Origin of the sequence: Spiroplasma monobiae MQ-1, from assembly GCF_002865545.1 — a bacterium.
In the GTDB taxonomy this organism is placed as follows: Bacteria; Bacillota_I; Bacilli_A; order Mycoplasmatales; family Mycoplasmataceae; genus Spiroplasma_A; species Spiroplasma_A monobiae.
Genome location: NZ_CP025543.1, coordinates 878,303 through 891,575 on the forward strand (window position 1 = coordinate 878,303; position 13,273 = coordinate 891,575).

Sequence of the window (13,273 nt, forward strand, 5' to 3'; positions counted from 1 at the left end):
TAATTATTCCTCTACTATTTTTCTAATGTCTTCAACGGTTAGATTAATTAAGTTAAGTCACTTAAATAATCTCTTTGAATTTATTTTCTCACTTCAATTGTACTTTTGCGCAATTTTTTTTCTAGATTCTGGTTTAAAGAAATCATTTTGTAAAAATTCTTCTCAGCTTATACTTTCTGCATTTGTGTCAAATGTAATTAAATTTGATAAAGCCTCTTTGATATCTTCTTCTTTAGCTTCAGCTATTCCAATTTTTTTTGAATTAATTATGCTTTTCTTATTGATAAATGCATTAAAACATTTAAAATCTAAGTAGGTATTAATAGCATCACGAATTCGTAATCCTGGTCCATCTGGATCTGTAAAAATGATTACACCACGTGTGTTATTAACATCCAAAATGAAATTTAAAGTGTTTTTAGATAAGGCAAGTCCATTTGTTTCGATGGTGTCTACATTATCATTTCCAAATATTTTTTTAAGTTTGGCAGTGTCTGTAACACCCTCTACAATTACTACTTGCTTTATCTTCATAGTCGTACCTTTCTCGTGTATATATACTAGTATTTTAAATACATATATAGTATAATTATACACGAAGGGTTTTTTTCTTATAGAGGAGGAAATAAATATGGCATCATGAGATCGTAAAAGAGAATTCGTTGCTTTAGACTTAGGAACAGCTAACGTTGTTGCTTACCTAGGTGGACAAGGTATCATTTATAATGAACCTTCAACTATGGCATACGATGTTCACACAAACACAGTTATCGCGTCAGGAGAATCTGCATACGAAATGATCGGAAAAACAAATGATGACATCAGAATGGTAGTACCATTAGTTGATGGAGTTATTGCAGACTTAGATGCAGCAAAAGATTTAATTAAAATAATCTTTTCACGTATTAAATTATCAGACATCTTAAAAAATGCATTAGTAGTTCTTGCCTGCCCTTCAGGAGTTACTGAATTAGAGAGAAGTGCATTAAAACAAGTTGTTTCTGATATGGGAGCAAAAAATGTTCTTGTTGAAGAAGAAGTTAAATTATCAGCAATCGGAGCTGGAATTAACATTGCTATCGCAAGTGGACACTTAGTTGTTGACATCGGTGGAGGAACTACAGATATAGCTATTATATCTGCTGGGGACATTGTTATTTCAAGATCAATCAAAGTTGCTGGAAATCACTTTGATGAAGAAATAAGAAAATACATTCGTGCTGAATACAACGTATTAATCGGAATTAAAACTGCTGAAAAAATCAAAATTGAAATCGGTGCATTAACAAAAATAGATAATGGACGTACATTCCGTGCATTCGGACGTGACGTTATCTCTGGATTACCAAGAGAAGTAGTTATCTCACCTGATGAAGTGAAAAACGCTTTATTAGCACCATTTAGTAAAATTACAGACCTAATTGTTGAAGTTATGGAAAACACACCAGCTGAATTAGCTGGAGATATCATTAGAAATGGTATTACAATTTGTGGAGGAGGAGCTTTAATTAGAGGAATTGACACATACTTTGAATCAATTTTCCAATTAAAAGTAACTAAAGCTCAAGATCCATTACTAACAGTTATTGAAGGTACTAAAGAATACGAAAAACAAGCAGAAAAATGATTAGAAGTTGTTGAAATGCGTGATTCAAGAGAATACAACATTAAATAATAAGAGAGGAAGAAAATAATCTTCCTTTTTTATTTGCTTTTAAAAACTAAATAGTAGATTATTTTTAAAAAAGTGTTTAAACTATTTATATAGATTAAAAAGTGAGGTAATTCTTGTGGCAAGAGTAAGTTTGAGATCAAGAAGACACATTGCAATTGATATAGGTACAAGTAAAACTAGAATTTTTATAGAGCAACTCGGAATGGTGTTTAATGAAGCTAGTCTTATAGCTTTGGATTATAAGACTAGAAAAGTAATAGCAATTGGTGATGAGGCTAAAAAATTTGTGGGTAAAATGAGTGGAGCAATGCAAATTAAACATCTGTTAAAACGTGGCGTATTAACAGATATGAATTTATTAAAACTATTTTTATCAAGTATTTTATCTAAATATGAAGAAGAAACAAAAAACGCAGTTGTTACATTAGCATGTCCGATAAGTATGAGTGAACTAGAAAGAAAAGCATTGGTAGAGTCTATTAAATCTATCGGTGTCTCTCATGTTCTTGTACAAGACGATATTAAATTGGCTTTATTAGGAGCGGGATTTAATGTTTATGGGACAGACTCTTACATGTGTTTAGACATGGGGGCAGGTAAAACAACTATTGGTGTTGTTACAAACGGTGAAACAGTTAACTATAAATGATCAAAAGCATCAGGTGAAGTTATTGATCATGAAATAATAAAATATTTAAAAGCAAAAGAAGGTATTTTATTGGGTGACGTTAGTTCAGAAGCTGTTAAAATAGCTGTTGGTTCAGTTGTTAAAAGCAAAGAACCATTAAAAATTAAAGCTTATGGTTATGATTTAAATTCATCAAGACCTAAAGAAGTTGAAGTTCAAGATAAAGATATTTCAAAAATTATACTTTCGGTTTTTGGAAATATTACAAACACAATAACTTCTTTATTAGAAGAAACCCAAAGTGAAGTTGCTGGAGATATAATTAAAAACGGTTTAATAATAACAGGTGGTTTGGCAAAAATTCCAGGTGTTAAATTGTTCTTTGAGAATTTCTTTGAAATTCCAGTTGTTGTTGCTAAAAATGCAGGAACCTCTACAATTGAAGGTGCAATTATGCACAAAGATAAGACAATGGATACAATAGAAGAAATGGAATTAACAAAAACAACATATCTTTGATAATAAGACTAAGTCTTATTTTTTTATTTATAAAAAAGTAGTGATTTTTTTTATAAAATATAATAGTAGAATTTAGAGGTTGCTATGAATATATTGATAAATAAGATTAAAAGAATAATAGAACAAGCTATCAGTAAACTTGGATTAAAAGGTGGTGTTATAGTTGAAAGACCTAAGTTGATCCAAGACGCTGATTTTGCAACAAATTTCGCTTTAATAAATTCAAAAATAAATAATTCAAACCCAATTCAATTAGCAGAATTAATAGTTAACGAAATAAAAAATAATGAATTGTTTGAAAATGTGGAATTTGTAAAACCAGGTTTTATTAATTTTAGAATTAATAAAGAGTATTTATCAGAAGTTGTTCAAAATATAATTGATTTAGGAAGCGATTTTGGTAAGTCAAACAAAAAGAATAAAAAATATAATCTAGAACTTGTATCAGCAAATCCAACAGGATATTTACATGTGGGTCACGCAAGAAATGGAGCAATTGGAGATTCAGTAGCTAGAATTTTAAAATTTGCTGGTTATGATGTAGAAACAGAATACTATACAAATGATGCTGGAAATCAAATTAATATTTCAGCAGCAACCCTATTCTTTCACTACAAAGAAATTTTAGGCTTACCAGTTACAAAACCAGAAGAAACTTATGGTGGAGACATGTATCCTGAGGTTGCACAAATTTTTGTTAATGAATATAAAGACAAATTTAAAGATGTTGAAATTATTGATAATAAAATAAATAACGAGGAAGTAAATAATTTATTCAGATCTAAATCAGTTATTTATTTTATGAATGAAATCAAAAAACAACTTTCCGATTTTGGAGTAAATATAGATTTATATTCAAGTGAAGCTAAAATGTATGAGAACAACTCTATAAATAAAATAGTTGATAAATATAGGGAATTAGGAGCAACTTTTGAACAAGATGATGCTCTTTGATTAAAAACAACTCAATTTGGAGACGACAAAGATAGAGTTCTTAAAAAAACAGATGGTAGTTTTACTTACATCACTCCGGACATTGCAGCTCACAGCGATAGAATTGAAAGATCTAAAGCAGATAAATATATAAATTTCTGAGGCGGAGACCACCATGGTTATATAGTTAGACTAAGATCAGGGCTCGCCTTGCTTGGTTATGAATTTGATTTAGTTGATATTGATATGATTCAAATGGTTCGCTTGATGAAAGATGGACAAGAATATAAAATGTCTAAAAGAAAAGGAACAGCAGTTTGACTGGTTGATCTTTTGGAAATGGTTGGAAAAGATGCGATTAGATATATGCTTGTTTCTAAAACCCCATCTAGTCATATGGACTTTGATTTAGATTTAGCTTTAGAAAAGAATTCAACCAATCCAGTTTATTATGCTCAATATGCTACAGCAAGATGTAATAAAATAATTCAATCTTTAGATAATTTAGATTTAAAAATTAATAAAGAAATTAAATTCGAAAGCCAAAAAGAAAAAGAACTTATAATTTTATTAGATAGTTTTAATTCAATTATTGAATATGCAGGAAGTTCAAGATTGCCAAATATTGTTTGTGATTATATTCAAACATTAGCAAAAGCATTCCATTCTTATTATTCAGAAACTAAAATATTAGACAATGATAATAAAAAATTAACTAACCAAAGAGTTTTATTGGTTAAATCTGTATACCAAGTATTATCAAATGCATTTGGGTTGATTGGAATTGAAGTAAAAGATAGTATGTAATTAAAAGTGGGGTTTGCAACTTCACTTTTTTTATGTTAGAATTACAAAAGATTATATATTCTAGTTTGAATAGAAATGTATAATTCATAAATTTAAAAAATACAAAAAGGAGAAAACAGTATGGCAAATAAAAAACCAACATTCGTTTCAATGGACTTAGGTACAGCTAATACACTAGTATACATTGCTGGACAAGGTATTGTTTATAACGAACCATCAATCGTTGCTTACAGAATTAAAGAAAACAAAATTATCGCTGTAGGTGAAGAAGCATACAAAATGATCGGTAAAGGAAACAAAACTATTCGTGTTGTAAGACCAATGGTTGACGGAGTTATTACTGACATTAGAGCTACTGAAGCTCAATTGAGATACATCTTCTCAAAATTAAGAATTACAAAACAATTAAGACACTCAATCATGCTATTAGCATGTCCTTCAGTTATTACTGAATTAGAAAAAACAGCTCTTAAAAAAATCGCTGTTAACTTAGGAGCAGACCAAGTATTCGTTGAAGAAGAAGTTAAAATGGCTGCTTTAGGTGGTGGAGTTAATATCTATGCACCAACAGGAAACTTAATCGTTGATATGGGTGGGGGAACTACTGATATAGCTGTTTTAGCATCAGGAGATATCGTTCTATCAAAATCAATTAAAGTTGCTGGAAACTACTTAAACGATGAATGTCAAAAATTCATTCGTTCACAATACGGATTAGAAATCGGATCAAAAACTGCTGAATCAATCAAAGTTAACGTTGGTTCATTAGCAAAATTCCCAGATGAAAGACGTATGAAAGTTTACGGACGTGACGTTGTTTCTGGATTACCAAGAGAAATCGAAATTACTCCAGAAGAAGTACGTGAAGTATTAAAAGTACCAGTATCAAGAATTATTGACTTAACAGTTCAAGTTTTAGAAGATACACCACCAGAATTAGCTGGAGATATCTTTAGAAACGGGATCACAATCTGTGGTGGTGGAGCCCTAATCAGAGGAATCGACAAATACTTCGCAGATACATTACAATTACCAACAAAAATTGGTGAACAACCATTATTAGCCGTTATTAACGGAACTAAAAAATTCGAAAGTGAAATCTGAGAAATTGTTAAAGCTCAAAGATTGCACGACGATATAATGGGTAGATAATAATCCTTTAGTTTATAAAGTTTAAATATTTTAAAAAATAAGGGGGTTTATTATGTACAAAGAATTTAATAGACCATTCATTTCCCTGGATCTTGGAACTAGCAACATTCTTGCCTATGTTTCAGGACAGGGAATTGTTTATAATCAGCCAAGTTTAATGGCTTACGATGTTAGAACTAACAAATTAGTAGCCATTGGACAAGAAGCTTATGAAATGGTCGGAAAAACAAATGACAATATTAGACTTATAACACCATTAGTTGATGGGGTTATTGCAGACTTAGATGCTGCACAAGACCTATTGAAACACATTTTTGATAGATTAAAAATGATGAACTTTTGAAAAAGTTCAATCGTTGTTCTAGCTTGCCCTTCGGGAGTTACAGAGTTAGAAAGAGATGCACTTAAAATGGTCGCAAAAGACATGGGTGCCAGTTTAGTTGTTGTTGAAGAAGAAGTTAAAATGTCTGCTTTAGGTGCAGGTGTTAACATTGAAATGCCAGTTGGACATTTAATTGTTGATATCGGTGGAGGAACTACTGATATAGCAATTATTTCAAATGGAGATATTGTTATTTCAAGATCTCTTAAAATAGCCGGAAATGCATTTAATGAAGAGATTTTAAAATATGTTAGAGCAGAATACAATATTTCAATTGGTATTAAAACTGCTGAAAATATTAAAAAAAGTTGTGGTTCATTGGTTAAATATCCAAATGAACGTTCAATGCAAATATACGGTAGAGATATCGTTTCAGGATTACCAAAAGAAGTTACTGTGAACTCAGAAGAAATTAGAAATGTTCTATTAGGAGCATTTAGTAAAATCACTGATTTAGTAATAGAAATCATGGAAAACACTCCTCCTGAATTAGCTGGAGATATCATGAAAAATGGTATGGTACTGTGTGGTGGTGGAGCATTGGTAAGAAATGTTGATAAATATTTCTTCGATATATTCCAACTACCGACAAAAATTGCTGCTGATCCACTTAACTGTGTTATTGAAGGAACAAAAGCATATGAAAAAATAATCTTAAAAAGAGTTGAAGCTGGTGAATACGCTGATAGCCAAGACACATATCTTCAAACACTTAAAAAATAGAAACTTATGTTTCTATTTTTTTATTATAATTTTATTTTTTTAAAAATCTAATTAACTCAATGTATGTTAATCTCTTTTAGGAAGGTGTAAGTATGAATGAAATAAAAATAGAACTATCAAATAGAGATGACATTACTTATGAACTTATTTCAGAAATAATAATTAAGCACTTTACAAGAGATGGAAAATCATTTTTAAAAGGAGCTGACTATAGAATAAACGATAAGGATAGAGTTTGATTTATAAATTTTGCTGCAAGAGACAGAATTAATGAAATGATTAGAAAAGAAAAGTATGCTATCTACCCTTCTGATGATACAGAAAAGATATTTTTATTTAATGAAACAGGATCAGAAGAAAATATTTTAAAGAGATTTAATAATTTTAAAAATAAAGATGATTATATAATTGTTTTTGCAAAGTTTAAAGATAATTCATTTTATAAAGGTTATAAATTTTTGGGAGTATATAAATTAGATGGAATGGTCGAAAATAATCCAGCTAATATGGTGTTTAAAAAGGTAGAAAATACTTATCTTTTAACAAATTCAAAATAAACCCCCTTGTTTTCTATATTTAAAAATAGTATAATAAAAGTACATATTTTATTATGGCTCAGGAGGTATTTATGAAAATAGATGAACGTACATTTATTGCTTTAGATTTAGGTACAAGTAACATATTAGCTTTTGTTGGAAGACAAGGGATAGTTTACGATGAACCGTCAATCATGGCATATGATAACATCACTAACACATTAGTTGCTTTAGGTGCAGATGCTTACAACATGGTTGGTAAAACACACGAAAACATTAGAATGGTAGTTCCAATTAAAGATGGAGTTATTACAGATTTAGATGCTGCAAAAGACATGCTAAAACACGTTTTCAGTAAATTAAAAATGTTAAATGACTGAAAAAACTCAATTATATTACTTGCATGTCCAAGTGAAGTTACTGAATTAGAGAGAGAAGCTCTAAAACAAGTTGCTTACGATATGGGAGCAGAAATAGTTATTGTTGAAGAAGAAGTTAAAATGGCTGCATTAGGTGCAGGAATTAACATCGATGTTCCAAGAGGACACATCGTTATTGATATCGGTGGAGGAACTACTGATATAGCAATTATTTCAGCAGGAGACGTAGTTATATCAAGATCAATTAAAGTTGCTGGAAATGCATTAGATGAAGAAATCAAAAAATACATTAGATCAGAATACAATGTTACAATTGGTGACAGAAGTGCTGAAGACGTTAAAAAAGAATTAGGTTCATTATCAAAATATAAAGGTGAAAGAACTATGTCTGTATTCGGTAGAGATATCGTTTCAGGATTACCAAAAGAAGCAATTATAAGTTCAGAAGAAATTAGAAACGTTTTAGTTAACGCATTTAGTAGAATCACTGACTTATTAATTGAATTAATGGAAAACACTCCTCCTGAATTAGCTGGGGATATAATTTCAAACGGATTTACAATTTGTGGTGGTGGATCACAAATTAGAGGAATTAAAGAATACTTTAACGGTATATTCTCAGTTCCTTGTCATGTATCACCTAACCCATTAACCGGTGTTATCGAAGGTGCAAGAGTATTCCAAAAAATAATTAATGACAGAATTGAAAAAGATTACTATGGAAAAAACGCAAGAAACGTTAAAAAAGGTAGTCAAACTTCATACTTATAGTAGATAAAAAAAATTGGTTTTAATTAAAACCAATTTTTTTTATCTAAATTTTAAATATTTTTAAAGCATTATTTGTCGTTGCTTCAATAACGTCAGATTTGTTAACCTTTTTAATACTAGCTATTTTTTCAACAGTGTAGACTATGTTCTTGGACATATTTAATTTACCTCTTTTTGGTTCTGGAGTTAAATACGGAGCATCTGTTTCAACTATCATTTCATTTAAAGATAATTTTTCAACAGTTTCTTGAAGCGGCAAGGCATTTTTGAAAGTTACAACTCCAGGTATAGAAATTAAATAACCTCTTTTTGTAAATTTCTTAGCCAACTCAAACCCTCTTGTATAACAGTGAACAATAGCCCTTTTCACTTTTAATTCATCTAATATTTCTAAAGCATCTATGTATGCCGCTTCTGATTCATCATTATCTCTCAAGTGCATCATAACCACCAAATCATTTCTTTGAGCTATTCTGATTTGTTCTTTAAAAAATTCTTTTTGTATTTCTTTGTGGTCGTCAGTGTAATAATAATCTAATCCAACTTCTCCAATCGCAACAACACCTTCTCCGTGTGCCATTGTATCAATTTCATCCAAATCATCAATAGTGAATTTATTTACATCATTCGGGTGGATACCAACAGCCGCATAAACGTTTGGATATTTTAAAGCATATTTACACGCCTCTCTTGATGATTTAATATCAAATCCTACACAACAAAAATGAGAAACACCAACTATCTTAGCTTCATTAATCATATCAGAAGCTTCAAATTCCTTTTCTTTATATACAACATCATTAAAGTGTGTATGTGTATCAAATATACCTGCCATAAATTTCTCCTACTTTCCTAAACAATATTTTCTAAATATAGTGTCAATAACTTCTTCATCAGCATCATAAATACCCAAGAGGTTATTTAAAATTTTTAATATTTCATATAAATCAAAATTGATTAGATCGGTTGTGAAACCTTGTTCAATATTATCTGAACATTTTTCTAATAATTCTAATATAGTTTTAAACATTTCAATGTGAAATGCATTTGATAGAACAGGGACTTCACTTTCAAGAAGATCCTCGTTGTTAAATTGCTCTTCAATTTTACTTATAAGGTTTCTTATATCACCCTTTAAAGCCGAGACCATAACTAAGTCTTTGAATTCGTCTTGAATTTCCCTTATTTCATTTTCACTAAGTAATTCAACCTTATTTAAAACAACAATGTGCTTCTTATCCTTTATCTTTTCATAAATCTCATAATTAATTTTACCCTTATTTATGACAAATAAAATAATATTTGAAGTTTGAATTAAAGAAATGCTTTTTTCAATTCCCATTTTTTCAACTTCGTCTTTTGTATTTCTAATTCCAGCAGTATCGATAAGATTTAAAGAAAAGTTTTCAAAATTTAATTGTCCTTCAACAATATCTCTTGTAGTACCTTCTATATCAGTAACAATAGCTTTGTCTTCTGCTATAAGAGAATTTAAAAGCGAAGATTTACCGACGTTTGTTTCTCCGAGAATCAGTGTGCTTATTCCATTATTTAAAATATTGAATCTTTTACTTGTTTCTAATATTTTTGTAACTTGATTTTTTAGTTTTGTTAATTCTAATTGTATTTCTTCAGTTGTTGAACCTTCAACATCATCATAATCAGGATAATCTATTGAAGTTTGAATTTTAGAAATAAGATCTATTAAACTTTCTTTTATTTTTAATAATGATTTATTATTTTTACCCTCTAAATTTAGTGCATTAATTTTCAGAGCCAGTTCATTTTTTGAATCAATTAGATTATTAATACTTTCTGCTTGTATTAAATTTATCTTTCCATTCAAATATGCTCTTTGAGAAAATTCTCCTGGCAAAGCAGGTCTTGCGCCATATGAAATAAGTAATGAAATGATTTTATTAGTTAGTAAAATTCCACCATGACATTGAATCTCAACAACATTTTCACCAGTAAATGATTTTCCATTCACAAATGTAAGTATTAAAGACTCATCTATTATGTCGTTATTTTCATATAATTTTCTAACTTGCATTTTATTTTCTATTTCAAGTTTATTTCTTAAAATTTTATTAACTATATCTATGGATTGCTCTCCAGATAATCTTATAATTGAAATTGCTTGTCTAGAAACTTTTGTAGCACAGGCAATTATTGTGTCGTTCAAATTTATTTTCATATTATCTTCTTCCCAATTTTGATTATAACAAAACAAAACCAGAAAGTTATTTTTCTGGTCTGTATATTATTCTAATTTTTCTATTACCAAGAGCGCCAGTCGTTTTTGATTTTAGAGTTTTGTATTTCATAATCATTGAGTTGATTTCTTTTCTTACATTTTTGTTATAAGCTGGTAACTTTATATCTTCTTTTGTTCTCATAACACTATTAAAAATTTCTTTTATCTTTAATTTATCAAACTCTCTAGAATTTTTATTAGCAACATTAAAATTAACGAACTCAAAATGAATTTTAATTTTGAGTTTTAGATTAAACATTAATTTTATAAATACTCTTATATTTTTTCTTGTTTCTTTATCTATGATTTCTTTAGAATCATAAGCTATAAAGTTTTTATCTTTGGATATTACATAGAATATAGAAATTATTCTTATTGAAGAGATTTTTGAAAGCTGCTCATTTAAAAATCTCATAAAACTAATTCTTTCTTTAGATGATATAAATAAAATCACTTCCCCTAAGTTATTTCAAAAAACTAATTTATTTTCTGGTCTTTTACTTATTAGAAAGTGATTAAATTTATTATTAATTTTTTTTAGCTTCATTAGAAACTTTTGCAGCTATTGTTTTGTTTTTTTCGATTTGCTTTTCTCTTTTTTTCTTCAACCTTGAGGCTTTAGTTTCCTTCAAGAAGTGGAAAGTTAAAGTTTGAATAATTTGGAATGTTGAAGAGAAAATTCAATAAATAGCAACCCCTGAGGCAATACTAAATACAACGAATAGGAATACAACCATAAATACGATTTGCATTATCAATTGTTTTTTTCTTGCCTTCTTCTGTTGTTCAGATTCCAATTTTGGTTTCTTTTTAAACATTTGAAGAATCATAGGAAGCATCATTGATCCAATTTGTAATGGTAGGTAAACCACTATTAAAGTTAAATATATTCAATTACCTTCTTGTATTTGTTTGAAAGGAGTTTCAACAAGTGTAATTTGTCCTACGGTTGCAATTTTTAGCGCATGTGTTGCTCTAACAACAGAGAACATCGCAAATAAGAATGGCATTGATAAGAATGATGTAGCAATTGAACTCATTGGACTAATACCTTCTTTTTTGTAAAGAGCCATTAATTCCATTTGTTGTTTTTGCTTAGCACTTGGATCTGAAGAGTTTTTATATTTCTCTTGTACCTCTGCTTGTTTTGCTTGCAATCCTTGCATTTTTTCTTGATTCATTTGAGTTTTTCAAGTAAACGCTAAAGTTATACCCCTTACAATTAGTGATGTAAAGAATATAGCAAATATTGCAGCAACACCATAAGAACTTGAATCTGGATCCAATCTTCCATCAGCTGCATGATTTGAAAATAAACTTATAAAGGATACTAACAATCATGCTAATGGATAAACAAAGAATCCGTAGAATGGAGAAGAAGTTACTGTAAATGCTTGCCCTCAATTTGATATTGGGTTAAATGCATATTCAACTAATTCACCTGTTTTTGGATCTATCTTAAATCAGTGTGTTTTTGAACTTCAATCACCCAAAGATTTAATAATAATTTCAAATGATACTCCCGGAGAATACATTGTATTTCCGGCCATATCCGTAACTGCATTAACTGTATACTGTGGTTGATACATTTGTACACACCCTCACAGCATAGAAACAATAATAAATACAAATAATACCAACTTTATCCACACCCAAACTAATTTCATTCAATCTTTTGGTGTTTTTTTCTTATTGTTGTTATTATTTAGGTATTTAGAATAGTCCTGTTTGTACAAGATATTCACCTCTCTTTATTTTATTAGTAATAAAGCTTTTTTTAATTCTTCTAAATTATCTTGAAAAGATTTATCTAGTATCATGATTCTGGCCATAATTACTATATCAAAATATTTTTCGCTTTGATCATCTAATATTTCTCATATCATAGACCTAATTTGTCTTTTGATTTTATTTCTAAATACAGCATTCCCTGTTTTTTTACCAACAGATATACCGTATCTAAATCTTTTTAAATCATTTTTTTTAAAATAAATTACAAATCCTTTAGTTTTAATGAATCTTTTATTCCCAATAATACTTTGAAATTCATGATTTCTTTTAATTATATTTATATTTTTCATCTAATTATTAAGCAGTAAGTTTGGCTCTACCTTTAGCTCTTCTTGCTTTAATAACTTTTCTACCATTTTTAGTTGCCATTCTAGCTCTAAAACCATGAGTTCTAGCATGCTTTATCTTACTTGGCTGTCAAGTTCTTTTCATAATATTACCTCCTTTTTAAACAAAACTTCATTTAAGATTATAACTTAAAACTAACTAATTTGACATTGAATATTAGAAAATTCTTGATTATTTCTACATTATAATAACTTTTATTAACTTATTAATAAATTTAGTATGTGGATAACTTTCAAAAAGTCACTATTTGAATGAATAAAACTATAATATTTATCCACATTTTGTACCTATTTTGGTGTGTTTTTAAAGTTATCCACATCAAAACAATGTGGATAACTTATAATCTAAATGTTAATGTTTGGGGTGAAAAA

General features: G+C 29.0%; 14 protein-coding genes. 7 read left to right on the forward strand and 7 right to left on the reverse strand.

Annotated elements, in window-relative coordinates; all coding sequences use genetic code 4:
- Positions 1 to 3: 3 nt before the first annotated feature.
- Positions 4 to 534 carry a ribonuclease M5 gene (rnmV, locus tag SMONO_RS04170; RefSeq protein ID WP_101781086.1) on the reverse strand — a complete coding sequence of 177 codons (531 nt, stop codon included), beginning with the start codon at positions 532 to 534 and terminating at the stop codon, positions 4 to 6.
- A 97-nt stretch (positions 535 to 631) separates the two neighbouring features.
- Here rnmV and mreB (SMONO_RS04175) point away from each other — a divergent pair, with 97 nt between their 5' ends.
- The 7 genes from mreB (SMONO_RS04175) (at position 632) to mreB (SMONO_RS04205) (ending at position 8,506) form a co-directional block, all read left to right on the forward strand.
- Entirely contained in the window at positions 632 to 1,675 is a 1,044-nt protein-coding gene (gene mreB, locus SMONO_RS04175) for a rod shape-determining protein (protein WP_101781087.1), read from the forward strand.
- Positions 1,676 to 1,790: 115 nt separating this feature from the next.
- Complete coding sequence (locus SMONO_RS04180; RefSeq protein WP_101781088.1) at positions 1,791 to 2,825, forward strand: rod shape-determining protein; 1,035 nt, start codon at positions 1,791 to 1,793, stop codon at positions 2,823 to 2,825.
- 81 nt (positions 2,826 to 2,906) lie between these two features.
- Entirely contained in the window at positions 2,907 to 4,562 is a 1,656-nt protein-coding gene (argS, locus tag SMONO_RS04185) for an arginine--tRNA ligase (protein ID WP_101781089.1), read from the forward strand.
- A 120-nt stretch (positions 4,563 to 4,682) separates the two neighbouring features.
- Entirely contained in the window at positions 4,683 to 5,714 is a 1,032-nt protein-coding gene (gene mreB / locus SMONO_RS04190; RefSeq protein ID WP_101781090.1) for a rod shape-determining protein, read from the forward strand.
- Positions 5,715 to 5,766: 52 nt separating this feature from the next.
- Complete coding sequence (mreB, locus tag SMONO_RS04195) at positions 5,767 to 6,819, forward strand: rod shape-determining protein (RefSeq protein ID WP_101781091.1); 1,053 nt, start codon at positions 5,767 to 5,769, stop codon at positions 6,817 to 6,819.
- Between the two features lie 92 nt (positions 6,820 to 6,911).
- Positions 6,912 to 7,376, forward strand: a complete 465-nt coding sequence (locus SMONO_RS04200; protein WP_101781092.1) for a hypothetical protein — start codon at positions 6,912 to 6,914, stop codon at positions 7,374 to 7,376.
- Positions 7,377 to 7,447: 71 nt separating this feature from the next.
- On the forward strand, positions 7,448 to 8,506 hold the full coding sequence (gene mreB / locus SMONO_RS04205; protein ID WP_101781093.1) for a rod shape-determining protein: 1,059 nt from the start codon (positions 7,448 to 7,450) through the stop codon (positions 8,504 to 8,506).
- Positions 8,507 to 8,549: 43 nt separating this feature from the next.
- On the opposite strand, the gene SMONO_RS04210 is transcribed toward mreB (SMONO_RS04205), so the two are convergent.
- The 6 genes from SMONO_RS04210 to rpmH all read right to left on the reverse strand — a co-directional run bounded on the left by SMONO_RS04210 (position 8,550) and on the right by rpmH (position 12,986).
- Positions 8,550 to 9,341: a TatD family hydrolase gene (locus tag SMONO_RS04210; protein ID WP_101781094.1), complete on the reverse strand. Its 792-nt coding sequence runs from the start codon at positions 9,339 to 9,341 to the stop codon at positions 8,550 to 8,552.
- A gap of 9 nt (positions 9,342 to 9,350) precedes the next feature.
- Positions 9,351 to 10,697 (reverse strand): tRNA uridine-5-carboxymethylaminomethyl(34) synthesis GTPase MnmE, encoded by a 1,347-nt coding sequence (gene mnmE / locus SMONO_RS04215; protein ID WP_169918220.1) that lies wholly within the window; start codon positions 10,695 to 10,697, stop codon positions 9,351 to 9,353.
- A gap of 52 nt (positions 10,698 to 10,749) precedes the next feature.
- Positions 10,750 to 11,310, reverse strand: coding sequence for a hypothetical protein (locus SMONO_RS04220; RefSeq protein WP_101781096.1), 561 nt, complete (start codon positions 11,308 to 11,310; stop codon positions 10,750 to 10,752).
- Positions 11,291 to 12,352 carry a membrane protein insertase YidC gene (gene yidC / locus SMONO_RS04225; protein ID WP_211277583.1) on the reverse strand — a complete coding sequence of 354 codons (1,062 nt, stop codon included), beginning with the start codon at positions 12,350 to 12,352 and terminating at the stop codon, positions 11,291 to 11,293. Before yidC ends, SMONO_RS04220 begins: the two co-directional genes overlap by 20 nt.
- Before the next feature lie 162 nt (positions 12,353 to 12,514).
- The gene (rnpA, locus tag SMONO_RS04230; RefSeq protein WP_101781097.1) at positions 12,515 to 12,844 is read right to left on the reverse strand and encodes a ribonuclease P protein component; all 330 of its coding nucleotides are present in this window, start codon (positions 12,842 to 12,844) and stop codon (positions 12,515 to 12,517) included.
- Between the two features lie 7 nt (positions 12,845 to 12,851).
- On the reverse strand, positions 12,852 to 12,986 hold the full coding sequence (gene rpmH / locus SMONO_RS04235; RefSeq protein ID WP_020836790.1) for a 50S ribosomal protein L34: 135 nt from the start codon (positions 12,984 to 12,986) through the stop codon (positions 12,852 to 12,854).
- Positions 12,987 to 13,273: the final 287 nt, after the last annotated feature.